General features: G+C 66.0%; 26 protein-coding genes. 14 read left to right on the top strand and 12 right to left on the bottom strand.

Going from position 1 to position 23,943, the window contains the following annotated elements:
• The 3 genes from M9979_RS15535 to M9979_RS15525 are packed head-to-tail and all read right to left on the bottom strand — an operon-like array spanning position 1 to position 1,279.
• A complete protein-coding gene (locus tag M9979_RS15535; RefSeq protein ID WP_254290269.1) occupies positions 1–570 on the bottom strand; it encodes an RNA polymerase sigma factor in 570 nt (189 codons plus the stop codon).
• On the bottom strand, positions 567–1,007 hold the full coding sequence (locus M9979_RS15530) for a periplasmic heavy metal sensor (protein ID WP_254290268.1): 441 nt from the start codon (positions 1,005–1,007) through the stop codon (positions 567–569). The genes M9979_RS15535 and M9979_RS15530 overlap by 4 nt, the downstream gene beginning before the upstream one ends.
• Positions 1,004–1,279, bottom strand: coding sequence for a hypothetical protein (locus M9979_RS15525; protein ID WP_254290267.1), 276 nt, complete (start codon positions 1,277–1,279; stop codon positions 1,004–1,006). The genes M9979_RS15530 and M9979_RS15525 overlap by 4 nt, the downstream gene beginning before the upstream one ends.
• Before the next feature lie 128 nt (positions 1,280–1,407).
• On the opposite strand from M9979_RS15525, the gene copC reads away from it, so the two are divergent.
• Positions 1,408–1,776 (top strand): copper homeostasis periplasmic binding protein CopC, encoded by a 369-nt coding sequence (copC, locus tag M9979_RS15520; RefSeq protein WP_254290266.1) that lies wholly within the window; start codon positions 1,408–1,410, stop codon positions 1,774–1,776.
• A gap of 4 nt (positions 1,777–1,780) precedes the next feature.
• Positions 1,781–2,704, top strand: a complete 924-nt coding sequence (copD, locus tag M9979_RS15515) for a copper homeostasis membrane protein CopD (protein ID WP_254290265.1) — start codon at positions 1,781–1,783, stop codon at positions 2,702–2,704.
• 243 nt (positions 2,705–2,947) lie between these two features.
• Here the strand turns inward: copD and M9979_RS15510 are convergent, their stop codons facing one another.
• From M9979_RS15510 to M9979_RS15480, 7 genes are all read right to left on the bottom strand, one after another.
• Positions 2,948–3,634, bottom strand: a complete 687-nt coding sequence (locus tag M9979_RS15510; RefSeq protein ID WP_254290302.1) for a ZIP family metal transporter — start codon at positions 3,632–3,634, stop codon at positions 2,948–2,950.
• A gap of 10 nt (positions 3,635–3,644) precedes the next feature.
• Positions 3,645–4,619 (bottom strand): cation diffusion facilitator family transporter, encoded by a 975-nt coding sequence (locus M9979_RS15505; protein ID WP_254290301.1) that lies wholly within the window; start codon positions 4,617–4,619, stop codon positions 3,645–3,647.
• 10 nt (positions 4,620–4,629) lie between these two features.
• Positions 4,630–7,857, bottom strand: coding sequence for an efflux RND transporter permease subunit (locus tag M9979_RS15500; RefSeq protein WP_254290264.1), 3,228 nt, complete (start codon positions 7,855–7,857; stop codon positions 4,630–4,632).
• Between the two features lie 3 nt (positions 7,858–7,860).
• Positions 7,861–9,027: an efflux RND transporter periplasmic adaptor subunit gene (locus tag M9979_RS15495; RefSeq protein ID WP_254290263.1), complete on the bottom strand. Its 1,167-nt coding sequence runs from the start codon at positions 9,025–9,027 to the stop codon at positions 7,861–7,863.
• Complete coding sequence (locus M9979_RS15490; RefSeq protein ID WP_254290262.1) at positions 9,024–10,289, bottom strand: TolC family protein; 1,266 nt, start codon at positions 10,287–10,289, stop codon at positions 9,024–9,026. Before M9979_RS15490 ends, M9979_RS15495 begins: the two co-directional genes overlap by 4 nt.
• 65 nt (positions 10,290–10,354) lie before the next feature.
• Positions 10,355–10,654 carry a hypothetical protein gene (locus M9979_RS15485; protein ID WP_254290261.1) on the bottom strand — a complete coding sequence of 100 codons (300 nt, stop codon included), beginning with the start codon at positions 10,652–10,654 and terminating at the stop codon, positions 10,355–10,357.
• A 52-nt stretch (positions 10,655–10,706) separates the two neighbouring features.
• Complete coding sequence (locus M9979_RS15480; protein ID WP_254290260.1) at positions 10,707–11,369, bottom strand: cation efflux transmembrane domain-containing protein; 663 nt, start codon at positions 11,367–11,369, stop codon at positions 10,707–10,709.
• Positions 11,370–11,439: 70 nt separating this feature from the next.
• On the opposite strand from M9979_RS15480, the gene M9979_RS15475 reads away from it, so the two are divergent.
• The 7 genes from M9979_RS15475 to M9979_RS15445 all read left to right on the top strand — a co-directional run bounded on the left by M9979_RS15475 (position 11,440) and on the right by M9979_RS15445 (position 15,530).
• Positions 11,440–11,844, top strand: a complete 405-nt coding sequence (locus M9979_RS15475) for a MerR family transcriptional regulator (protein WP_254290259.1) — start codon at positions 11,440–11,442, stop codon at positions 11,842–11,844.
• Between the two features lie 57 nt (positions 11,845–11,901).
• Positions 11,902–12,234 carry an ArsR/SmtB family transcription factor gene (locus tag M9979_RS15470; protein WP_254290258.1) on the top strand — a complete coding sequence of 111 codons (333 nt, stop codon included), beginning with the start codon at positions 11,902–11,904 and terminating at the stop codon, positions 12,232–12,234.
• 11 nt (positions 12,235–12,245) lie between these two features.
• On the top strand, positions 12,246–12,674 hold the full coding sequence (gene arsC, locus M9979_RS15465) for an arsenate reductase (glutaredoxin) (protein ID WP_254290257.1): 429 nt from the start codon (positions 12,246–12,248) through the stop codon (positions 12,672–12,674).
• The gene (locus M9979_RS15460) at positions 12,674–13,960 is read left to right on the top strand and encodes an arsenic transporter (protein WP_254290256.1); all 1,287 of its coding nucleotides are present in this window, start codon (positions 12,674–12,676) and stop codon (positions 13,958–13,960) included. Before arsC ends, M9979_RS15460 begins: the two co-directional genes overlap by 1 nt.
• Entirely contained in the window at positions 13,957–14,391 is a 435-nt protein-coding gene (gene arsN2, locus M9979_RS15455; protein ID WP_254290255.1) for an arsenic resistance N-acetyltransferase ArsN2, read from the top strand. The genes M9979_RS15460 and arsN2 overlap by 4 nt, the downstream gene beginning before the upstream one ends.
• Positions 14,391–15,137 carry an arsenical resistance protein ArsH gene (gene arsH, locus M9979_RS15450; RefSeq protein ID WP_254290300.1) on the top strand — a complete coding sequence of 249 codons (747 nt, stop codon included), beginning with the start codon at positions 14,391–14,393 and terminating at the stop codon, positions 15,135–15,137. The genes arsN2 and arsH overlap by 1 nt, the downstream gene beginning before the upstream one ends.
• Positions 15,138–15,218: 81 nt before the next feature.
• Positions 15,219–15,530: a hypothetical protein gene (locus M9979_RS15445; RefSeq protein WP_254290254.1), complete on the top strand. Its 312-nt coding sequence runs from the start codon at positions 15,219–15,221 to the stop codon at positions 15,528–15,530.
• 233 nt (positions 15,531–15,763) lie between these two features.
• On the opposite strand, the gene M9979_RS15440 is transcribed toward M9979_RS15445, so the two are convergent.
• Both M9979_RS15440 and traA read right to left on the bottom strand, forming a co-directional pair.
• Entirely contained in the window at positions 15,764–16,453 is a 690-nt protein-coding gene (locus M9979_RS15440; protein WP_254290253.1) for a DUF6118 family protein, read from the bottom strand.
• 33 nt (positions 16,454–16,486) lie between these two features.
• Positions 16,487–19,411: a Ti-type conjugative transfer relaxase TraA gene (traA, locus tag M9979_RS15435; protein ID WP_254290252.1), complete on the bottom strand. Its 2,925-nt coding sequence runs from the start codon at positions 19,409–19,411 to the stop codon at positions 16,487–16,489.
• Between the two features lie 173 nt (positions 19,412–19,584).
• On the opposite strand from traA, the gene M9979_RS15430 reads away from it, so the two are divergent.
• The 5 genes from M9979_RS15430 (at position 19,585) to M9979_RS15410 (ending at position 23,737) form a co-directional block, all read left to right on the top strand.
• Entirely contained in the window at positions 19,585–19,914 is a 330-nt protein-coding gene (locus tag M9979_RS15430) for a conjugal transfer protein TraD (RefSeq protein ID WP_254290299.1), read from the top strand.
• Positions 19,915–19,927: 13 nt separating this feature from the next.
• Positions 19,928–20,146 (top strand): conjugal transfer protein TraD, encoded by a 219-nt coding sequence (locus M9979_RS15425; protein ID WP_254290251.1) that lies wholly within the window; start codon positions 19,928–19,930, stop codon positions 20,144–20,146.
• Positions 20,143–20,427, top strand: coding sequence for a hypothetical protein (locus tag M9979_RS15420; protein WP_254290250.1), 285 nt, complete (start codon positions 20,143–20,145; stop codon positions 20,425–20,427). Before M9979_RS15425 ends, M9979_RS15420 begins: the two co-directional genes overlap by 4 nt.
• On the top strand, positions 20,427–21,971 hold the full coding sequence (locus M9979_RS15415) for a type IV secretory system conjugative DNA transfer family protein (protein ID WP_254290249.1): 1,545 nt from the start codon (positions 20,427–20,429) through the stop codon (positions 21,969–21,971). Before M9979_RS15420 ends, M9979_RS15415 begins: the two co-directional genes overlap by 1 nt.
• Before the next feature lie 887 nt (positions 21,972–22,858).
• Positions 22,859–23,737 carry a replication initiation protein gene (locus M9979_RS15410; RefSeq protein WP_254290248.1) on the top strand — a complete coding sequence of 293 codons (879 nt, stop codon included), beginning with the start codon at positions 22,859–22,861 and terminating at the stop codon, positions 23,735–23,737.
• Positions 23,738–23,943: the final 206 nt, after the last annotated feature.

Here is a 23,943-nt window from a genome sequence, read left to right as displayed (position 1 = left end):
TCAGCGGTCTCGCAAATGCTCCGCCAGCTTCGCGCGCGCGCGATAAAGCCGGGTTTCGACGGCCTTTTCGCTGATAGATAGCACGGCCGCGGTTTCGACCTGGCTGAGCCCTTCGATCGTGCGGAGCACCAACGGCTCCTTCAAGTTGGTCGGCAGGGCCGAGATGGCGCGGGTCACGCGGTCCAGCTCCTGCCGATCACTCGCGGCATCATCGACCGCCACCTGATCGTCGGCGACCGCCTCGGCTTCGTTCCCGATCGCAATGGCGCGCGAGAAGAAGCGACGAACCGTCCGCTTGCGGCCCCAGTCGCGGCATTTGTTGATCGCGATCGTCGATAGCCATGCGCGCATCGATCGCGCGCCATCGTAGCGGGGCAGCGCCTGATGGGCCGCGACGAAGGTCTCCTGCAACAGATCCAGCGCCTCATCGGGCTCGCCGACACAGGCGCGGACCATCCGGAATATCGGCTGGCGATGCCGCCGCATGATCTCGGCAAAGGCGGCGTCGCGACCCGCGATGCTGAGCGTCGCCAGCTCCCCGTCGGTCAGCGTCGTCCAGTCGAGGCTCACCGCGTATCGTCGGTGAGCGCCTTGACCACCGCCTGATCGAACTGTGCGGTCTGATTGGGCCGGAGAAGCTGCCGCATCGCAAAGATGTGCGCCAGCGTCGCCTTCTGCAGCTCGCCCATCGCGGCGTGGCTCTGGTCGACCGCAGCGGCAACCCGCGGCCCGTTGCCGTGTTCGGCCTCGATCGCTTCGGCAAGCCGGGCATTATCAGCCCGCAATTCAAGCTCATACGCGCGCCGTTGGACAGCGAAACGCTGCTCCAGCACCGCAAGCCGTGCTTCCTGGTTAGCGTCCAGGGCCAGCTTGTGATGGAGTACGTCGTGCAATTCCGCACCGGGCTGCGCTGGTGCCGGAAGCAACGCCCGCCCGACGAAGACACCGATGATCGCCGCGATAAAGCATGCGAGAACACCAAGCAGGAGTCGCGTGCGGCCGCTCATGGTGCGCCGAGCAGCAGGGCCGACGGGGCGAGTGGCGACACTGGGCTCAACGGGGAAAGGGTATATGCCGCACGGGCCTCCCTCGCAGGTACGCCAGCGCCGATCACGCCGATGACGAGGGCCGCGGCGATCGTCATGGCGCCTGCGCCCATGCCGACGCGCACAGCGGGGCGCGCCGCGATGCGGGCAAGCACCCGAGCTTCGATACCGTCGAGGTGCGCGGGCACGGGTGCCTGTGCCAGCCTCATCAACACTGCGTCGAGGTCGTCCATATCGTTCACTCCGCCCCTCTAGCATGGATTACGCGGGCGCAGCGTCTACCCCTCACAACGACAATTCGAGGGGTGGTCCGTCACGGCGCGTATTGAAGGGCAGGACCCTCTTTTAAGGAAGATTTCTCATGCGCCGCGCATCCGTCCTTACTGCCGCTGCCGCTCTCGTCACGTTCGCCGGAACTGCGAGCGCCCATCCCAAGCTCGTGTCTGCGTCGCCGGCGGCGAATGCGACGGTTGCGAAGCCTGCGCATATCGAGCTTCGGTTCAGCGAAAAGCTGATGCCCACCTTTTCCAAGGCCGATCTGACGATGGCGGCGATGCCCGGCATGGCTGCGATGAAGATGGCGAGCACCGCCACGCTCTCGTCGGACGGACAGACCCTCGTCATCACGCCGAAGACGTCGCTTCCTTCCGGCCGTTATAGCGTCGCCTGGCATGTCGTATCGACCGACACGCACAAGGTCGCCGGAACCTACGCCTTCGCGGTGAAGTGAGCGGATGGGAGACTGGTCGCTGATCGGCGTCCGCTTCGCGATCTACCTGATGCTGGCGGCGCTGTTCGGCCTCGCCGCATTCAGCCTTTATGGGCTGCGCGAAGGGGAACGTGACGATGCGCTTGCACTGCACGTCTGGCTGGTCGCCAGCGCAGCCTTGGGCATGCTGTTCTCGGCGGTCTGGATCGTGTTGCTGGCCTCCTCAATGGCGGGGACGCCGGCGTGGCCGATCGATCGCGAAGCGGTCGCGGCGCTGCTCACGGGGTCTGCGATCGGGGCGGCATGGAAGCTGCGCATGGTCATGCTCGCCTTTGCAGGGCTGTCAGCCTTGTTCGCGGCGAGACGCACGGTCTGGCTGAGCGCGGTCGCGATCTGCTCGGCCGTCGCGCTGGCGACGCTGGCATGGACCGGACATGGCGCGATGGACGACGGCGCAACGGGCTGGGTCCACCTCATCGCCGACATTCTTCATCTGATTGCCGCGGGTGCGTGGGTGGGTGCGTTGCTGGGGCTGATCCTGCTTGTCTCCCGGCGCGCTACACGCGTCGATCCGTCTCACCTCGTGCTGACGCACCGCGCCCTGCACGGGTTCGCAACGATGGGGACGATCATAGTCGGAACGCTGATCGTGACCGGTGTCGTCAACGCCTGGCTGCTCGTCGGGATCGACAATGTCCTGAACCTTGGCAGTTCGTCCTACGGTCGACTGCTGATCGCCAAAATAGTGCTGTTCGGAGCGATGCTGGGACTGGCCTCGCTCAACCGCTTCCGGCTTACGCCAGCGTTCGAGCGATCGATCGCGACCGGCAGGCATGCGAGCGCGCTCGGCGTGCTGCGGTGCAGCCTTGGCCTCGAGACGGCAATCGTCGTCTCGATCCTGGCCTTGGTCGCCTGGTTGGGAACGCTAGAACCGCCCGCGTCGATGTGAGGAAATCCATCACGCTCTTCCGAGCGTTTTACGGGTCGTCGGGTCGCGACCTGCGCACCACGCCATCGCGCCACGGCCGTTGCGAGGATCGAAGCGTGATCCGGAGATAGGCGGCACGGCCTCGGATCGCATCCATCGTCCGGCCCATCTCGCGCGCGATCTGCCCGATGGTTTGTCTGGCCGTCACGCGCCGTCGAAGGTCGGCATCGGCCTCCTCGGTCCACCGGGTGCCCCGTTGTCCAGTCAGCCCAACACCTCCTCGATCAACAGCAGCCCGAGAAAGCCGATGAAGAACATGGCGCTGATAAGCGGTGTATCCGGCTTCTCGTGTGCCTCGACCAGCAGCTCCTCGGTCACGAGATAGAGCAGGGCCATGAGCCCGAAACTCAGGAACCCCGCGATGACGACGGGCGGGAACAAGGCGATCGGCGTCGCCAGCGCCGCGCCGATCGGGAGCAACAGCGCGATCCCGACGGTGATCGCGACGATGCGGGCCTTGGACCGGATCGTCGCGCCAAGCTCGGCCGTCACGGTCAATCCGAGGAAAAGCACCTCCAGGGTCAAAGCGATGGTGAGGAGCAAGCCCGCCTTACCGCCGGCGATAAACGCCAGACCGAGCACCAGCCCGTCGATCAGGATGTCGACGCCGACAGCCCCAAGCATCGCGACCGGCCCTTTGGCCCGACCCTCGATCGCTTTGAGCGACAACATCACGATGATGCCGATCGCCCCGCCGATGAAGGTAGCGATCGGCGAGCCTTCGTGCATGACCTGAGGCAGTATTTCGACCGCGGCTGCGGCGAACACCACGCCCGCTGCGAGATGCTGCATGGCGCTTACGATTGCTTCGCTGGGACGCCGGGTGACGGCGACCAGCGAACCGATCAGCACGGCCGCAACGGGGATCAGGGTGAACGCTACAGCCTGCATCGCCATGCCTTCAAACCGCCTTGTCGGATTCGAGCATGCACGGTGTCCCCGGATCGGTCTCGATCTGGATCGTCGCGTGGTCGATCCCGAACTTCTCCTTCAGCGCTGCCGCGACGTCAGCGGTATAGGCGTCGCCCGGATAGCCGCCGGGAACGAGCAGATGCACGGTCAGCGCCGTTTCGGTCGTGCTCATCGGCCAGACGTGCAGATCGTGGATCTCCTGCACGCCCTCGCGGCCACGAAGGAAAGCGCCGATCTCCTGGGGGTCAAGCCCGGGCGGGGCGGCCTGAAGGCTCATGTTCACGGAATCGCGGAGCAGTCCCCACGTCCCGATCGCGATCACCGCAACGATGACCAGGCTCGTCACCGGGTCGATCCAGGTGAGCCCGGTCTTGATGATGACGAACCCGGCGACGACAACGCCTGCGGACACGGCAGCATCGGCCGCCATGTGCAGGAAGGCGCCCTTGATGTTGAGGTCGCCTTTGCGCCCCGACATGAACAGCAAGGCGGTTGCGGTATTCACGACGATCCCGATCGCCGCGACGATCACCACGGTGCCGCCCGCGACAGGCGCCGGCTCGGAAAAGCGCCGGATTGCCTCCACCGCGATTACGACGATCGCGACGAGCAGCAACAGCGCATTAAGGAATGCCGCCAGAATGGAGGAACTGCGGAAGCCGTAGGTGTAGCGCCCCCTGGGCGAGCGCCGCCCCAGCGTCGCCGCACCCCATGCGATCAGCAATCCAAGCACGTCGCTCAGATTGTGTCCGGCATCCGCCAGCAGCGCCATCGATCCCGAGGCGATGCCATAGCCCGCTTCGACGATGACGAAACCCAGATTGAGGGCGGTGCCGATCGCGAATGCCTTGCCGAAGCTCTTGGGGGCATGGCTATGCCCATGCCCCCCGTGAGCGTGGCCGTGATCGTGACCACCGGCTTCGTTGTGGTCATGGGCGTGTCCGCCCGCTGCATGATCGTGCATCATTTGCCTTTCAGTGCGCCGCAGCGGGGAGGGCAGGGAGTTCGAGATGACCGTCTGCAGGGGTTGCCAGCGTGCGCGCGCCGAAGCGGGCGTAGAGCGTCGGCAGCACGAACAGCGTCAACAGCGTCGCCGAAATTAGACCGCCGATAACGACGGTCGCGAGGGGCTTCTGCACCTCGGCCCCCGCGCCGTGCCCCAGCGCCATCGGCACGAAGCCGAGCGACGCGACAAGCGCGGTCATCGCCACTGGACGAAGCCGTGCAAGCGCGCCTTGGTGCGCTGCCACGGCCCGGTCCACGCCCGCGCGCATCAGGTCGTGGATGGAGGACACCATCACCAATCCGTTGAGCACCGCGATACCCGACAACGCGATGAAGCCGACGGCCGCAGAGATGGAGAAGGGCATTCCCCGCAACACCAGCGCCAGCACGCCGCCCACCAGTGCCAGGGGCACGCCGGTAAACACGATCAGCGCGTCGCGGACGGAGCCGAGCGCCCCGTAGAGCAGCAGCATGATGACTGCGAAACAGATCGGCACGACGATCGCGAGCCGATCGCGTGCTGACGCCAGATTCTCGAACTGTCCGCCCCATTCGAGATAGGTGCCGGCAGGGAGCTTCACCTGGGCATCGATCGCGGCGCGCGCGTCGGCAACGACGCCCGCCACGTCCCGGTCGCGGACGTTCGCCTGCACAACGACACGCCGTTTGCCGTTCTCGCGGCTGATCTGGTTGGGACCATCGACCACGGCGATATCCGCGACCGTCGACAACGGGACGAAACCGCCGCTGGCGGTCGGGACAGGCACCTGCGCGACCGCGGTCAGGTTGGACCGCGCGCTTTCCGCCATCCGGATCACGACGGGAAAGCGGCGATCACCTTCGAAGATGACGCCCGCCTGCCGGCCCCCGATCGCCGCGGCAACGGTGTCCTGCACGTCACCGGCCGTCACCCCGACCCGCGACATGGCGGTGCGGTTCGGACGGATATCGAGCATCGGCAGCCCCTCGGTCTGCTCGACGCGCACGTCTGCCGCGCCGCGCGTTTTGCGCAGGATGCTCGCGATCCGGTCGGCGGTCGCGTTCATCTCGCCAAAGTCGTCGCCGAACACCTTGACCGCGATGTCGCCGCGCACGCCCGCGATCAGTTCGTTGAACCGCATCTGGATCGGCTGGGTGATCTCGTAAGCATTGCCCGGCAGAGTGGAGAGACGCTTTTCCAGCCGCTCGACCAGCGCCTCCTTGGACAAACCGGGGTCCGGCCATTCCTTCTTGGGTTTCAGGATAACGAACGTGTCGGTTGCGTTCGCCGGCATCGGGTCGGACGCGATTTCCGACGTGCCGGTGCGCGAGAAGGCGAACCGGACCTCAGGCGCCTTGGCGAGCGCCTTTTCGACCTGAAACTGCATGGCCTGGCTCTGGTCGACCGACGTGCCGGGGATACGGACTGCCTGGACGAGGATGTTGCCCTCGTCGAGCTGGGGCAGGAACTCCTGCCCCAAGGTGGTGAAGGCGACGCCGGCGAGCGCCAGCGCGCCGATCGCGACGCCGATCGTTAGGCTCGGACGGCGCATGGCAGCGTCGAGGCCCGGTTCGTAGCGTTGCCGCAGGAACGCCACGACCCGGCTTTCCTTCTCCTCCACCCGCTTGCTCAGCCAGATGGCGATGGCCGCGGGCACGAAGGTCAGCGACAGGATGAAGGCGAAGACGAGCGCGATGATGACGGTCAGCGCCATCGGCTCGAACATCTTGCCCTCGACGCCGGTGAAGGTGAGGAGCGGCGCATAGACGAGGATGATGATCGCCTGCCCGTAGACCGACGGGCGGATCATCTCGCGGGCGGACGCAGCGACCAATCCAAGCCGCTGTTGCATCGTCAGCTCGCCCTCACGGTCATGCTGCGCCTCGGCAAGGCGGCGCAGCGCGTTCTCGACGATGATGACCGCACCGTCGACGATCAGACCGAAGTCGAGCGCGCCGAGACTCATCAGATTGGCGGACACGCCGGCTTCCAACATGCCGATGCTGGTGAGCAGCATCGTGATCGGGATGACGAACGCGGCGATCAGCGCCGCCCGGAAATTGCCGAGCAGCGCGAACAGGACGACGATGACCAGCACCGCGCCTTCGGCGAGGTTGCGGGCAACCGTGGAAATGGTGGAGTTCACCAGCTCGGTCCGGTTCATGACCGGCTTCACCACCACGTCGACCGGCAGCGAACGACCGATCTGCGTCAGCCGCTCGGCGACGCCCGTCGACACGGTGCGACTGTTCTCACCGATCCGCATGACCGCGGTCCCGACCACGACCTCATGACCGTTTTCGGATGCCGAGCCCATGCGGAGCGCCTGCCCGGTACGAACGGTCGCGATCTGGTTGAGCAGGATCGGTACGCCCTCGCGGGTGGCGACAACGGTCCGGGCCAGCTCGTCGGCATTGCGCACGCGCCCATCGGAACGAACGGCAAGCCCTTCGCCGTTCCGGTCGACGACGCCCGCACCGGCGCTCGTGTTGTTGCGGTCGAGCGCGGTCGAGAGGTCCTGCAGCGTGAGGCGCATCGCCGCCATCCGCTGCACGTCGGGGACGACGAGATATTCCTTGGTGTAGCCGCCAAGGGAATCGACGCCGGCGAGACCCGCCGTGCTCTTCAACTGTGGCGTGACGATCCAGTCCTGCACGGTGCGCAGGTAGGTCGCCTTGTCGGCGTCGCTGACGAGGTGATCGCCTTCGGGCGTGATGTAGCTACCGTCGCGTTGCAGGCCGGGTTCGCCGTTGCGGTGCCGGGTCTGATCGAGTTCGCGATATTCGACCGTCCACATGAAGATGTCGCCGAGCCCGGTCGCGATCGGTCCCATCTCCGGATTTACGCCCTGAGGCAGGTCTTCCTCGGCGGTGCGCAGACGCTCCGCGACCTGCGCACGCGCAAAATAGATATCGGTCTTGGCGGAGAAAACCGCCGTGACCTGGGCAAAGCCGTTGCGACTGAGCGACCGGGTGTATTCAAGGCCGGGAATGCCGGCGAGCGCTGTTTCGACAGTGAAGGCGACCTGCTTCTCGATCTGGTCGGGTGAGAGGGCAGGGGCGACGACGTTGATCTGCACCTGGTTGTTGGTGATGTCGGGCACCGCGTCGATCGGGAGCTGACGCAGCGCGCCGATCCCGATCAACGCTGCCGCAACGGTGAAAAGCAGGACGAGCCAACGCTTCTCGACGGAGAGGGTGACGATGCGACCGATCATGGCTCAGTCCTCGTCTTTCGCGGCGCTCTTGCCGAGTTCGGCCTTGAGCGTGAAGCTGTTGGTCGACGCGATGCGCTCGGAACCGGTCAGGCCGGAGGCCACGACGACCTGACCGCCGTTGGTCCGACCCAGGGTCACGGGCATCGCACGGAAGCCGGTCGGGGTGCGGACGAAGACGAACGGCTTGTCCTCGATCATCTGCACCGCGGCCGATGGCACGGCGACGGTGCGGTCCCCGCTAGCGGGCACGAGGATCGACACATTGACCGTCTCGCCGACCCGCCACGTGCTGCCGGCATTGTCGAGCGTCGCGATTACCGGCACCAGCCGGGTCGTCTCGTCGAGCACGGGCGAAACGAACGTCACACGGCCTTCCTGACGTCTACCGGATGCCGTCACCTCGACGCGGGCACCGGGCTTCACCCGGCCCGCATCGTTCGGCACCAGCGATGTCGTGACCGTGACCTTGGAGAGATTGGCGACGCGGAACAGCTCGGCGTCGGCTGCGACCGTCTGCCCAAGCGTCGCGGAACGGGCGATGACCTGACCGCCGATCGGCGAGCGCACGGCGATGCGGTTGAGTGCACCGCCCCCGCTGCCGGTCGCCGACAATTGCTGCTGCGCGAGACGCTGGGCGATGCCGGCTTCCGTAGCGGCCGTTCGTGCGGCGACCAGATCCTGTTCCGGCGATACGCGCTCGGCGAACAGGCGCTGCTCGCGTCGTAGGTTCGATTGGGCGAGGGCGCTACGCGCACGGGCGGCTTCCACCTCCGCCTTGAGCGACGCCGCCTCCCGGCTCTCGATGATCGCGAGCGGATCGCCGCGCCCGACCGACTGGCCGAGATTGCGGGTCAGCGCGACGAGCCGCCCCCCGACCGCTGCCGACACCACCTGGACGCCCTGCGGGTCGCCCTCGATCGTCGCCGACAGTTCGATCGCGCCGGCTTCGCCGCCTATGGTCGGACGCGTGACTTCGATGCCGGCGTCCGCAATCTGCTGGGCGGACAGGGTAACGATATCCTTGGGGGCTTCCTTGCCCTCGGCACCTTCGGCCGCCTCCGTCTTCTCGGCGCCGGCATTGCCGCCCGCCTCGCTACCGCCCTTGCCGCACCCGGCCAGGAGGATCGCCAGTGTCACGGGCGCGAGCGCCCGCACGATGTTCTTCTTCATCGGTCGATTTCCTCAAGCGAGGGCGCCGCGGCAACGAGCCGTTCCAAGCGTGCCTTGGCGTCATGATAGGTGGCGAGCGCGTCGATCGCGGCGGTGCGCGTCTCGGAAAGGGTGCGTTCGGCATCGAGAAGGTCGAGCTGCCCGAACTTGCCCTCGCGGTAGCCGATCCGCGCGATGCGCGCGGCCTCGGTCGCCGACGCGAGCGCCGGCCCGCTCGCGTTGCGGGCGGACGTGGCCGCGTTCGCAACCTCGACCTGAGCGCGGGCGATGTCCTGCGCGGTGTCCAGTTCGGCCGCACGCTGCAGCGCCTGCGCCTGATCGCTCTGCGCACGGGCCTGCGTCACGCTCGCGCGACCGTTGTTGAAGAGGGGGAAGGGGATCGACACGCCGAAGACCGCGGCGACGTCGTTCGTTGCCTCGAGACGGCGTGCGCTGGCGCTAAGCGTCACGTCGGGAATGCGCTGCGAGCGGGCAAGCCTGACCTGTGCATCGGCTGTGGTTACGTCGGCGCGCGCTGCTGCCAGTGCGAGTGTGCCCGCGGGTTCGATCCGTCTCGCTGGACCGAACCCCTCGATACGATCGTACCATGCCATGTCGAGCGCGCCCGTGACGGGTTGGCCGATCCGGCGCGCCAGATTGTCGCGAGCGACGTCGGCAAGGCGCTGCGCGCGCTCCACGGCGGTCTCGGCGTTGATGCGCAGCACGTCCGCGCGCTGCTGCTCGAGTGGTGAAGCACGCCCGGCCTGCACGCGAACCCCGGCCGCACGCAATGCCTCGCGAGCGATGCCGGCTTGCTCGCGCGCGGTCGCAAGGCGGCGCTCGGCCGCCGTCGCCTCGATGTAGAGCTGGGTCACGGCAAGGCGAAGATCGGCCTCGGCCAAGGCTGAGCCGATCCGGGCGCGGTTGCCGATCGCGTCCGCGACGGCGATCCGCGCCGAGCGCTTGCCCCCCAGTTCGATCGGAAACGCCAGCCCCGCCGTCGTCTCGGCGCTGCGCACGCCGCGGTACTGGCCGCTGCCGGCGATGTTCTCGGTTTCGGCGACGATCGACGGGTTGGGCCGGTAGCCGGCAACGGTGCGACCGGCCTCGGCCGCCCGCACCCCCGCTGTCGCTGCCTCGAGCGTCGGCGCGGCTGTGCCGGCAAGCGCCAGCGCGCGCTCGAGCGTGAGCGGGGGACTGGTCGATGCCGGTCCGGATGATTGCGCGTGCGCGATCGACGCGCACGACGCCACGGCCAAAAGGGCCGCGATAAAACGCTGCATGGGTAACGGACTCCTGACGAACGCTGGATTCCGCGCGGGAATGCCCGGCGGAGCTTAGACGTCGGTCAGGCTTGGGGCGGTCGCAGCGCCGGGTCCGAAGGCGCGCGCGGCATCGGACCCTTGTCCCATACTGACAAGGCCACGCGCAGTCCGGTGACGGACCCAACGGGATCGGGTGCCATCGGCACCCCGATATCGTGGCCGTGGCATCCACCATGATGATGTGGATAGCCCTTCTGGCTATCGGCCGGCACCTGATCGCCATCGCCATCGGCATGGCCGATCGATGTCACCTTAGACACCTCGACGCCCGGCCCCTCGGCCGCGTGCGCGACCGATCCGAACCCGAGCGACAGCACGAGCATCAGACAGAGGAAAAGGGCCGACAAACGGTGCATCGACCCTGCCCGTAGCAGTTTACCGGCTGCCATGTAACGATCCCTGGAAATCGACGGGCGCGGAAGGCGGGAAGGACCGCAGCTCGGCACGGGCCTGCCGCATGATCTGGATGCCGCCCGACAATCCCAGCGCGGCCATCAGCGCCGCGACGACAAGATCGGGCCAGGCACTGTTCAGGCCGAAGACGCCGCCTGCGGCCAGGACGACGGCGATGTTGCCGATCGCGTCGTTGCGCGAGCAGATCCAGACCGATCGCATGTTCGCGTCGCCCTCACGGAAGCGGTAGAGCATCACCGCCACCACAAGGTTTGCGATCAGCGCGGCGATGCCAACGATCCCCATCACCTCGGCGTGGGGCGCGGCGCCGTGGACGGCCGCCCAGCCCGCAGCGGCGAGAACATAGAGGCCGAGCAGCGCGAGGGTCGCCCCCTTCAAGATGGCCGCACGGGCGCGCCACGCTATCGCCATTCCCGCGACGCCAAGGCTGATCGCGTAATTCGCGGTGTCGCCGAAGAAGTCGAGCGCGTCGGCCTGGAGCGCCTTCGATCCGCCAGTGATACCGGCGACGATCTCGACGCCGAACATGGCGCCGTTGATCGCAAGCGCAATCCACAGCGCGCGCCGCCATTTGGGGTCATTGAAAGTGCCCGCCTTGTCGGACGCGCAGCTCGTGCAGGCCATGTTTCCGCCCCTCGATAGAATCGATCCGGCAGCCTATATGCACCCTCTAGTCACTAGAGGGTCAAGCGCCATGTCCGGCCAACTGACGATCGGAAAACTAGCCGGGGCGACCGGCACCAAGGTCGAGACGATCCGCTATTACGAGCAGATCGGCTTGCTCCCGGCACCGGCGCGCTCGGCTGCGAACTACCGGACCTATGACGCCGCGCATCTTCGCCGCCTGTCGTTCATCCGGCGCGCGCGCGATCTTGGCTTCTCGATCGACCAGGTGCGGGAATTGATGGGGCTTGCCGACCGGCGCGACCAATCCTGCATGGCTGTCGACGTCATCGCCAACCAGCACCGCGATGCGATCACCCGCAAAATTGCCGACCTGACGGCGTTGGCCAGCGAGCTGGATGCGCTGATCGATTCCTGTAGCCGCAACACCGTCGCCGACTGCCGGATCATCGAAGCCCTGGCTCCAAGCGTTTAGTGAAGCCGGCGCGGAGACAGCATTAGACAAACTCCGTATATCCACTATGCTGGATACATGGAAAACGACTCAGCTATCGTTGCGCTAGGCGCACTTGCGCAGAGCACGCGCCTCGACGTGTTCCGGTTGCTGGTGCGACACGAGCCGGACGGCATGGCCGCAGGCGATATCGCGCGTCAGCTCGACGTGCCGCAAAACACCATGTCGGCGCATCTCGGCATCCTCGCGCGCGCCGGTCTGGTCCACTCCGAACGGCATAGCCGCTCGATCATCTACCGCGCCGACCTGGACGGCCTGCGCGCGCTGACGCTGTTCCTCGTCAAGGATTGCTGCGCCGGCAATGCCGAGCTGTGCGCGCCCCTTGTCGCCGAACTCACCCCCTGCTGCTGAAAGGACGCCCCGTGGCCGTCGATATCGTCATCTACCACAATCCCGAGTGCGGCACGTCGCGCAACACGCTGGCGATGATCCGCAATGCCGGCATCGAGCCGCATGTGGTCGAATATCTGAAAACCCCTCCGGCGCGCGCGCTGCTGGTCGAGCTGATCGACCGCGCCGGCATGACGCCCCGCGATCTGCTGCGCGAGAAAGGGACGCCCTATGCGGAGCTGGGCCTGGGCGACACGTCGTTGCCTGACGACGCGCTGGTCGATGCGATGATGGCGCATCCGATCCTCATCAACCGCCCGCTGGTCGTCTCGCCGCTCGGCGTGAAGCTGTGCCGGCCGTCCGAAGCCGTACTGGATCTCCTGCCGAGCGATCAGCTCGGCGCATTCGCGAAGGAGGACGGCGAGCAAGTGGTCGATGCTTCGGGCCAGCGCGTCGCCTGATGCTCCTTGCCGTCCTGATCTTCGTCGCCACGATCGCGCTCGTCATCTGGCAACCCAAGGGCCTCGGCATCGGGTGGAGTGCGATGGGCGGGGCCGTCGTGGCGCTGCTTGCGGGCGTCGTCACGCTGTCCGACGTGCCGGTGGTGTGGGGCATCGTCTGGAACGCGACCGCCGCGTTCGTCGCGATCATCGTCATCAGCCTGCTGCTTGATGAAGCCGGGTTCTTCGAATGGGCGGCGCTCCACGTTGCCCGCTGGGGCAGGGGGCATGGTCGCCGGCTGTTCGTCCTGATCGTGCTGCTCGGCGCGGCGGTGTCCGCGCTGTTCGCCAACGACGGTGCGGCGCTGATCCTGACGCCGATCGTCATCGCCATGCTGCGGGCGCTGGGGTTCAAGGACAAGGCGACGCTGGCGTTCGTCATGGCGGCGGGGTTCATCGCCGACACCGCCAGCCTGCCGCTGGTCGTCTCGAACCTCGTCAACATCGTGTCGGCCGACTTCTTTCACGTCGGCTTCGGCGAATACGCGGCCGTGATGGTGCCGGTCGACCTCGTGTCGATCGCCGCCACGCTGGGGGCGCTGCTGCTGTTCTTCCGGCGCGACATACCGGCAGACTATGACGTGGGGGCGCTGCGCGCGCCGCGCGACGCGATCCGCGATGCCGCGACCTTCCGCGCCGGATGGATCGTGCTGGCGCTGCTGCTCGCCGGTTTCTTCCTGCTCGAACCGCTCGGCGTGCCGGTCAGCGCCGTGGCCGCAGCCGGCGCGATCCTGCTGTTGGTGATCGCGGGGCGGGGCCATGTGATCCAGACCGGCAAGGTGTTGCGCGGCGCGCCCTGGCAGGTCGTGATCTTCTCGCTCGGCATGTATCTCGTCGTCTATGGCCTGCGGAACGCTGGCCTGACGGACCATCTGGCAGCGCTGCTGGATCGCACGGCGCAAGGCGGCGTGTGGGGCGCGGCGCTGGGTACGGGCGTGATCGCGGCCGTCCTGTCGTCGGTGATGAACAACATGCCGACCGTGCTGGTGGGCGCACTCTCGATCGACGCCACCCACGCCACGGGCGCGATCAAGGAAGCGATGATCTACGCTAATGTGATCGGCTGTGATCTCGGCCCCAAGCTGACGCCGATCGGGTCGCTCGCGACGCTGCTCTGGCTCCACGTCCTCGGGCAGAAGGGCGTTCGGATCGGATGGGGCTATTACTTTCGGGTTGGCGTCACGCTAACCGTGCCGGTGCTGCTCGTCACGCTCGCGGCGCTCGCGATCCGGATCAGCCTCGCGTGACGGGACTGACCATCACGGCGCTCGAACCCGCCGAGCTGGCCGGGCTGGCATGGTTCCTCGATGCCGCCAGCCTGCCAAGCGCCGATCTCGCCGCTCCCGGCCGCCTGTTCTTCCGGTTCGAGGCTGATAGCCTCGTCGGCTATGGCGGCCTGGAGGGGGAGGGGGCCGACCGCCTGCTCCGCTCGATCGTCATCCTCGCCGATCGTCGGGGGCATGGCCTAGGGCGGGCATTGGTAGCCACCCTCGAGCAACAGGCGCGCGACCTCGGGGTGGAGCGCCTGCATCTGCTGACGACGACGGCCGCGCCGTTTTTCCGGGCGCTCGGCTATGCCGACGCCGACCGCGGCGCGGCCCCCGCGGCCGTGGCCGCATCGCGCGAGTTTACCGCGCTATGCCCGGCATCGGCCGTCTATCTCGTGAAAGCTCTCTGATGCCGCTCCGCACACTCGCCGATCCCGATACCCTGCCGTCGCTCGATCCCGCCTATGTCATACAGCGGCCGGCGCTGGGGCTTGGCCCGCTCGATTCCGCACCGCGTATCCTTCTGCTCTATGGTTCGCTGCGCGAACGGTCCTTTTCCCGGCTGTGTGTCGAGGAAGCGGCGCGCCTGCTCCGCTTCTTCGGGTGCGAGACACGCATCTTCGATCCATCGACCCTGCCGCTGCCCGACCAACATGCCGGCGACGACCATCCAGCCGTCCACGAGCTGCGTGAGCTGTCTTTATGGTCGGAGGGTCAGGTGTGGTGCAGCCCGGAACGTCACGGCCAGATCACTGGCATCATGAAGCTGCAGATCGACCATCTGCCGCTGTCGATGGGCGGGATGCGCCCGACGCAAGGGCGAACGCTGGCGGTCATGCAGGTGTCGGCCGGATCGCAGTCGTTTAACAGCGTCAACACGCTGCGCGTGCTGGGTCGCTGGATGCGAATGGTGACGATTCCGAACCAGTCGAGCGTCGCCAAGGCGTTCAACGAGTTCGACGACGCCGGGCGGATGAAGCCGTCCAGCTACTATGATCGGATCGTCGACGTGATGGAGGAGCTGGTGCGGTTCACGGTGCTGATGCGCCCGCACGCCGCCCAACTCGTCGACCGCTATTCCGAACGCAAGGAAGCGGGCGTACCGATCGACACGGCGACCGATCTCTCGAGCATCGCAACTGCCCGCGAAGGATAGCGGCCAACTCGATAGATAGCCGAGCGGAGCCATAGACGTTATCTTGGTGGTCAATCGAACCTAGCCGCAAGAGGACAGGAGATGGCGATCAATACGATCATTCAGCTCGGCGCACACAGGGCAAAGACCTGCAAGACGCGGTTCGGCGATGTGATAGTCACGGCTCCCCCGCCCTCCAAGGCGATGGTCCAGCACAACGTGAAGGTCAGCACGCAAGCGCTCGAACGGGTAACGAAACGTTTGGCTAAAGCCGGCGTCCGTCTTTACGCTAAAAAAGACGTACCCCTCTACTCGCTCGACAGCGACAATCCCGACGTGATGATCCGCAAGCTAAACGGGAAGGTCGAACGAGGGAGCTTCATCAACGGCGAGTTTAACGCGGAGGCAAGGTAGGGTCGGCAGGAGGGTCGTTCGCCAGGTTCGCGTTCAAACTCTCACGATTGACCACGCATGTGCATCATGGTTGTCCTTTCTCGCGTAGTTTGCTAGATAGAAGATACTCGCGGCCTTTCTTTGGAAGTGTCCGTTTCCCGTAAGGGAACTAACACGCCGGGGCCGTCCGAAAGGGCGGCCCTTGGTTTATCCGCCGCATCGTAAGCTGTGCCACGTGGCACAGCCTCCGGTTTTCAGCGCTGAGCGCGCGCGCTCTCGATCCTGATAGTACATTGAACCGGCTTCCCGGTTTTGGTTGCCGCGCGCTGACACCGCTCGACTGCTGTGCGGTTGGCGGTGACGATCCGATCGCCCGCGGCGATATTGGCGAAGGCATCCGGCGCTGCGGTCCGCATCATGCGCTGCCCGCCTTCCCACATCGGCATGTCGAGCGTGCGCGCCGCCATCCGCTCCGGCCATTGCCAGCCTGTCGGCACTGAACTCGCCACGATGCCGGCGAACACTGCCCATACGATCATGCCGACGACGATCCCGCCGATCGCCGACACGCCCAGCCACTTGTTCTGCTCGTCGCCGCGCCGCGCCGACACGGTGACGCCCTGCAAAGCGCGCGTCGCGTCACGCAGCTCGCCGGCTGCGCTCTTCACCGCCTGCCGGTCCTCGGCGACAGCACCGGCGATCCGGTTGGCGACCTGGCGGGCGACCGCTTCCTCCTCGATCGCCTTCCGCATGAACTCGGCGCGCTGGAAGGTGGCGTTCGCCAGCTTCGTGATCTGGCCCAGCGTCTCGCCATAATCGGGCGGTTCAGGTCGATCGTCGCGCGCCGCGATCCCCTCGATCGCGCGCCTGAGCAACGCCAGCTCGCCGCGCACGCCCTCGAACGCTTCGGCCGCGGCATCCCGTTCGTGATCTTCCTCGTCCATCCCGCCTCCTTCTCGTATCCGAAAGCACGAACTCTAGCGGCTCATGCCCCTGTCACGGTCGATCGCCGGCCCGACCGATCGCGCTAGCGCATCGCCGATCGACCGCTCACGCTCGATCCTGATTTCCAGCTCGGGCGCACGACGGCGCAGCGCGGATTCAAGCTGCGGATCGCGGGCCAGCCCGCCCGCCGCCTGCGCCATACGCCCGCGCGTCTTCTCGGCGCCCTCATGGTCGCCGGCCCGTTCCAGGCCGGCACGCTGGCGCTGCATCGCCTGCCAGCCCGTCACGAACCGATCGGCGCGCGCGTCCGGATCAAGCCGGATACGCTGCTCCTCGGCCATCGCGCGCGCCGCACCCCCCGTATTGCCGCCCGATGCCTGCTCGATCAGCGAGGGATCGCGCCGGAACGCCGCGGAGAGATCGCGCGCGGCATCGGGCCGGGCAGCGTCCAGCGCCGCGCCCGCCTTGCGCAGCGCGTCTTCCTGATAGGGTAGCACGGGCAAGTCCCTGGCCGTCTGCCGGGCGATATCGCCGGCGGCACGGGCATAGTGTCCGATCGCCCTGGCCTGGTCGGGACGGTCGTTACCGATCGCTGCCCCGCCCCTTTCGGTTGCCGGTGCCTTTTCCATCGCGGGCTTCGGTTTGAACCCCGCGAACATGCCCCGCGCCTTGTCGCGCACCTTCTCGACCACCTGGCGCGCGAGTTCCGGGAACCGGATCTCGCGCCGATCGGCGAACGCGCGGGCATGGTCCTGCTCGCCGCGTGTCGGCGCATAGTCGCCGGCCATGTCCTTGCCGCGGTCGCGCGACAGGGCGCTGACGAGCTGACGCTGATCGGCGAAGTCGTCGCGGCCATAATGGAGCTGCACGTTGTCGCGATGCCGCGACATGCCGACATAGGCGCTGTGCCGGTCCATGCCGGGGGTAGCGAGGATGTGCGCGCGATCGACCGTCACGCCCTGCGATTTGTGGAACGTGGCGGCGTAGCCATGATCGACATGGGCGTAGTCCTTCGCGTCGAACGCGACCTGACGGCCCCCGTCGAGCCGAACGGTCATGCCCTCCGGCGTCACCTGCTCGATCGTGCCGAGCGTGCCGTTCTTCACTCCCAGCGACCGCTCGTTCCGAAGGAACATCAGGCGGTCGCCGCTCGCGAACTGGCGCGATCCCCGGTCGGCGCTGAACGTCACATCGCCGCCAAGGTCGCCGGTCGCGCGAAGTCGCCCGCGCGCTTCCTCGTTCAGCTCGCGGACCTCGGCGTTGGTATGGGTGAGGATGACGCGGGATTTGCCCGGCTCGGCCTGACGCGCGCGATCCCAACCGTCCACCAGCTCGCCCCGCGCCTGCTCGCGCGTGTCGGCCGCGTGGACCATGCCCTTGGCGTCATAGGCGTGGATCGCCTCGCCGGTGCGCCCCGTCGCGAGCGCACGCGTCGCGTCGCGCTGCCAGTCCTCGCGCTGCCGCCTGATCTCGGTGATCTCGGCCGCGCCGTGCCGCTCGGTGACGCTGCGGAACGCCGCGCCGGCCTCGATCGCCTGCAACTGCTCGGGGTCGCCTACCATGACGACCTTGGCACCGGCGTCGCGGGCCTGACCAAGCACACGCTCCATCTGGCGCGTGCCGATCATGCCAGCCTCGTCCAGGACCAGCACGTCCCTGGGACCTAGCTGCTCGCGCCCCTGCCCCCATGCGTGTTCGAGGCTGGCGATCGTCCGCGACGTGATGCCGGACCCGCCCCCAAGGTTCTCCGCCGCGATGCCGGACAAGGCCGCGCCGCGCACCGTGTAGCCCTCCCGCTCCCACGCCTCGCGCGCGACGCCAAGCATCGCCGACTTGCCGCTGCCGGCGTAGCCGACGACGGACGCCAGCCCGGCGCTGCCGGTCACATGATCGAAGGCGTCGCGCTGCTCGGCCGAAAGGACAAGCCCCCTGCCCTCGGCCGCGCCGATCGCGGCGTCACTGTGCCGATCGGCGACGCCATGCCCGGCGCGACCCGCCAGCTCGTCGCCGGCACGCTCAAGCCGGGCTTCCGTCGCGATCATGTCGCGGGACGTGAACCGCTCCTGGTCGCGCCCGTCCTTGCCCAGCGCGACCAGCTCGGGGCTGGCGCGCACCGCCCCCATCACCTGGTCGAACTGCTCCTTGCCGTCACTATGCCGGAACGCGAAGGTCGCAAGGTCGCGGGTGGTGAACGTCGCCTGGCTGCGCGTGATGGCGTCCAGCGCGATTCCCGGATCGGCGATGATCTTCTCGCCGTTCTCGCGAGCGATGCGCGCGTGATCCTCGATCCGCTCGGCCTCAAGTCCCTGCTCCGGTCGCCGGGACGCGGCGGGGCCGATCTTGTGCTGCGGCTCCAGCCCGATCCCCTGCGCCTCATAGGAACGGTGATCGATCCGGCCTTCCAGACCCAGATCGGCCATGCGCTCGTTGACGTGCGCGGCCCATGCCTCGCGCCATTCCTTCAACAGCTCGGTGCCGTTCCAGTCACGGTTCTTCTTGCCGAACCCTTCCGGGCCTACGTCGCGCATGGCCATCATCACATGCGCGTGCGGCTTCGGGGTGCCGTCCTTCGCCTTGTCCCAATGCACATTCAGGTCCGCGACCATGCCGCGATCGACAAACTGCTTCTTCACGAAATCGCGGGCAAGCTGGACGCCCTGCTTCTCGTTCATCTCGCGTGGAATCGAAAACTCCACCTCGCGGGCAAGCTGCGCATCCTTGCGCTTCTCCCCTGCCTCCACCTCGTTCCACAGGGTCGAGCGATCGTTTAAACGCTCCGGCGCACCCTCCGGCAACATCACCTCGGAGTGGATGACGCCCGCCTTGTTGCTGAAATCATGATCGCGCCCGAGCCGATCGTCGTGCAGCTCGGATGCCGAACGATAGGCAGCGCTCGCGACGGCACTCGACCCGTTCGCGCGGCTTACGACCTTGGCGGAAAAATGGTAGATCGCCATGACGCTCCGGATACTGCCTTACTTAGCGCACGTCGGCAACGACGTATAAGCGCGCACTCATGATCTGCTGCGCATCTCCTGACTGACTTGGTGCGTCTTTGTGATCGTTCCGGCTTTACCCATGTGCTGGACGCGCTAGGATGCTTCTGACCGATACGCGGAAAGGTAAGGCCATGCGGAAGGTTCGTGATTACGATGCCGAGTTGAAGGCGCTTGGCGACAAGGCCCGGGCGCTCAAGGCCAAGCGGGTCGAACAGCTCGGCCAGCTCGTCACAGCGACCGGGGCTGATGCACTTGATGCGGAAACGCTTGCCGGCGTGCTGCTGGATGCGATCGGGTCGAAGGATGCGAGCGCGAAGGAGGCATGGCGCGCGAAGGGCGCGGCCTTCTTTCAACGGCGCGGGCGCAAAGGTGGCGGCGCTGCTGCGATCGACGGATCGGGCGTTGCGACTGAACCGGGCGGCGACGCTGCGGGCGGAAGCGGCGGAGCGGCGAACGGATAGCAGGGGTTGGGTCGTGCAACGTCGCGAAAGAACACGCCACCTGATTGAGCTGGGCGGGCTGGTCCAGAAAGCCGGGCTGGTCGAGCTGGCAGACGACGATCGCGCCACGCTCTACGGCGCGCTGCTTGATATCGCCGGACGTGCGCGCGGTGATGATGCCGTCGATATGCTGGCGTTGTGGAAGCGCCGCGGCAGACGTGCGTTCGACGCGGAAGCGGAGAAGGTGGAATGACCGGGCTGAACATTGAAGCGATCCGCGCCGAAGTCCGCGCGCTCGACTATGTGCGGGGCAGCCTAGCCGACGCCGCGATGTGGCGCGAGGACGACGAGGATTCCCGCGCCAACCTCGCGATCGAAGGCATGGCCCTATCTGCCGAGGATGACGCGCTGTTCGACATGCTGCGCGACGAACGCGTGCCCCCTCCCCTCGCCACGCAAATTCTCCTCAAGCTGCTCGGCCATCCCGATGCCGATCCGGCGCTGGCGATCACGCCTGCCGGTGCGAGCTGCTGATGCCGGCGCGCATCGGACCGCTATTGGCGCTGTTCATCGCCTTCGTGGTGCTGATGGCGAGCAATTCCTGGCTCAAGGGGATCTTCGGCGTCGGTGAAATCGCGACCGATGTTCCGTTCCTGCTGACGGGCCTGACGCTATTCGCGATCTGGAAGTTCAATCGCCGCGGCGGCAACCGCGGCAATACACTGATGGGTTCGGCCCGCTTCGGCGACCGCAAGGATTTGCGGGAGCTAGAAGGTGCGGGCGACCTAATCATCGGCCGCTCGGGAAAGTCGAATAAGCTGTTGCACTACGACGGACCTGCGCACCTACTGACGATGGCGCCCACGCGATCGGGCAAGGGCGTCGGCACAATTATCCCCAACCTTCTGCTGCTCGACCGCTCGGTGATATGCATCGACCCTAAAGGTGAAAATGCCCGCGTCACGGCTCGCACGCGGGCCAGGAAGGGCGATGTGTGGTGCCTGGACCCTTTCGGCGTCTCCGGGCGTCCTGCAGCCCGCTACAATCCGCTGGCGTGGCTCGATGCTGTCAGCCCTGACCTCGCGGAAGATGCGCAGACGGTCGCCGACGCGCTGGTCCATGACGCACCCGGTCAGGGCGGCGAGGCGCACTGGAATGAGGAGGCCAAGGCGCTGATCGCCGGCATCATCCTGCACACCGTCATTCACGAACCCCCAGCCCTAGTGACGCTCGCTACCGTCCGCGACAAGCTCACCCGCGATCCGGTCCGCTTCGCTGCGCTGCTCGTCGACATGCAGGCCAGCAGCGGCGCGCGCGGCCTGATCGCCCGCTCTGCCAATCGTCAGCTCGGCAAGTCCGACCGCGAAGCCGCGGGCGTGCTGTCTTCGGCTCAGCGTCACACCCACTTTCTCGACAGTCCGCGTATCGTGGACAGCACGTCCACGTCCGATTTTCGTTTCGCCGATTTGAAGGAGCGCCCCGCGACGGTGTTCCTCTGCCTACCGCCCGATCGGCTTGACACTTACGCGCGCTGGCTGCGCCTACTGGTTGCGCAGGCCGTTACCGATATGGCGCGCTCCCCTGCCCGTCCCGATAAGCCCGTGCTATTCCTGCTGGACGAATTTGCCGCACTCGGCCGATTGGAGCCGGTGGAGCGGGCGATGGGTCTGATGGCAGGCTACGGGATGCAGCTCTGGCCGATCCTCCAGGACATGCATCAGCTTAAGGCCACCTATGGCGAACGTGCCGGCACGTTCATGTCCAATGCCGGCGTGATCCAAACGTTCGGCGTCAACGATCACGCTACGGCCGATATGCTCTCGAAGACGATCGGCGACACCACGATCGAATATACCACTTTCGGCTCGTCCGGCCCGGGAAGCGTATTCAGCAGCGGCACATATTCCGAAAGCTCCAGCAGCCACGTTGCGGCGCGCCGGCTAGCGACGCCCGATGAAATAATGCGGATGGACTCAGACAGCCTGTTACTGTTGCGGCAGGGCCAGGTCCCTCTCGTAGTCGGCAAAATCCGCTATTACGCCGAGCGCGAATTTGCCGGCCTCTACGATCCGGGCTGAAAGGTCGTCGAAAGCACGAAGAACATCCGAAATCCGCTTGCTAGTCGGCGCGACCACAGTGGTGGCCCTTCTGATCCATAAAATTTGGGGGCAAGATTCGTGCTTTCGGCGACCGATTGATCCTGCCGCAGAAGGCCACCCTAATCGCTGCCCCCTGTATACGCGTATACGGCGCAGACGTCTCCACCTGCCTGCCGTGAAAGGTGAGTTTTGGGGTAGCTCCTCACCGTTTGAGGGTAGCAGCCGACGCTGACCCGAACTGAACACCACAAGCGTCGCTGGCATCGCGGTTTAAGCGCCGCTGGTGGCCTGCGCTGCGTCCGGTACCCGGTCTTGTCCCGGAAAGCCCTTCTCCCGCTCTCACAGCGCTTCTGTGCGGCTCTGGCGTGTAATCAGGCCCCCGGCTGCCCTTCTTCTTCTCGCATAGCCTGCGGCGCTTGCGCCGCTCTGGTGACGGCGTAGCCGGCACGCGGCAAAAACGTATCGGCCGTTAGGCCGATTCCTCACTATCTGTTTCTCTTGGTTATCCACAGGCCGGCCTACCCCAAAGCTCACTTTTCGCCGTTCAGATTCTCTAATTCTTCTGATTCAAGATTCAGGGTGCTGGAAGGCCCGGATTTCTGCGGAAAATCGGGCCTAACGGTGAGCTTTAGGGTCGATTCGCGTGAGTTTCGGGGTAGCGTGCGGTGAGCTTTGGGGCCGGTAAAAGTGAGTGTTCGGGCCGGTTGCGGTGAGCATTGGGGTAGCTGGCCGGCAGTGTCGGGAGTGACGGTGAGTTTTGGGGTAGCCCCTCACCGTTCCATCGGGGAGCCGGATCATTTGCCTGGCTCACTTTTCGCGTTTAAGGTGAGGCGATAAGTCCCTCTTGCTCACCGTTGGTCAAGTCTATGTCGCAACCTGCCGTGGTCGATATGTCGTTCCGCACACTGGCCCAGAAGGGGCGCGGCAATCCCTTTGATCCCGCCAATTATGGGGAAATCGTCAAGCCCGGCGAGCTGGTCGATATCGTCGAGCTGAGCCCCCTCACCCTCGCCGATCGTCGTATCTATAACCTGCTCATCGCCAACGCCTGGGAGCGCATTGGCGAGCCGATCATCCATCGCATCGCGAAATCGGGACTGAAAGGGACGCACCAAGGCAATGAGCGCGTGGAAAGCTCGCTGCTGCGTCTCATGGGCACCATCGCGATCGTCACGATCCGCAAGGACGGCAAGAGCTTCAAGCGCCGTGTTCAGCTCCTCGGCCCCAGCGATGAAAGCCTCGAAAAGGACGGCTTCCTTCACTACCGCATCCCGGAGGAGCTGATCGAGATACTGCGGAACAGTCAGGTCTATGCCCGTCTCAAGACGCAGGTGATGTATTGCTTCGAGTCGAAGTACGCCCTCTGCCTCTATGAGATGATCGAGCGACGTATCGGCCTCGAATACAAGCAGAAAGAGGAGTTCACGATTGAGGAGCTGCGCGGTTTGCTCAACGTCCCCGAGGGCAAGCTCGAACGCTTTGCCGATCTGAACAAATACTGCCTCAAGGTTGCCGTTGAGGAAATCAACAAGCTCTGCCCCTTCTATGTCGATTTCACGCCGATCAAGAACGGGCGCAAGGTCGAGCGGGTGGCACTCCACTGGTTCCCGAAAACGTCCAGCGGCAAGCGCGACGCACAGAACCTGATCGATCAGCACAGCATCGTGCGGCGCGCCAAGCTGCGTGGCGGGATACCCGAGCTGCCCGTGCTGGTGGATTTCAGTACGCCAGCCGCGCAAAGGTGAGGCGCTACCCCAAAACTCACTTTTAAGCCAAAACCGTATCAGTATAGGTGTATACGGCTATACTGATACGGCCACTTACTCGGTATCGACACTGCGCTACCGCTCATCCTCCATCTCGTTTTGAAGGCGTGCGATCTGGGCTCGGCGGCTTTCGTTGCGCGCCTTCCGTCCCTCCCACATCCGTTCCGCATCGGCCCAGCCTTGGG

This window comes from Sphingomonas liriopis (genome assembly GCF_024211255.1).
Classification (GTDB): domain Bacteria; phylum Pseudomonadota; class Alphaproteobacteria; order Sphingomonadales; family Sphingomonadaceae; genus Sphingomonas; species Sphingomonas liriopis.
Note: the sequence above shows the minus strand (reverse complement) of the source record. Positions and strands in the feature narration are given on the sequence as shown.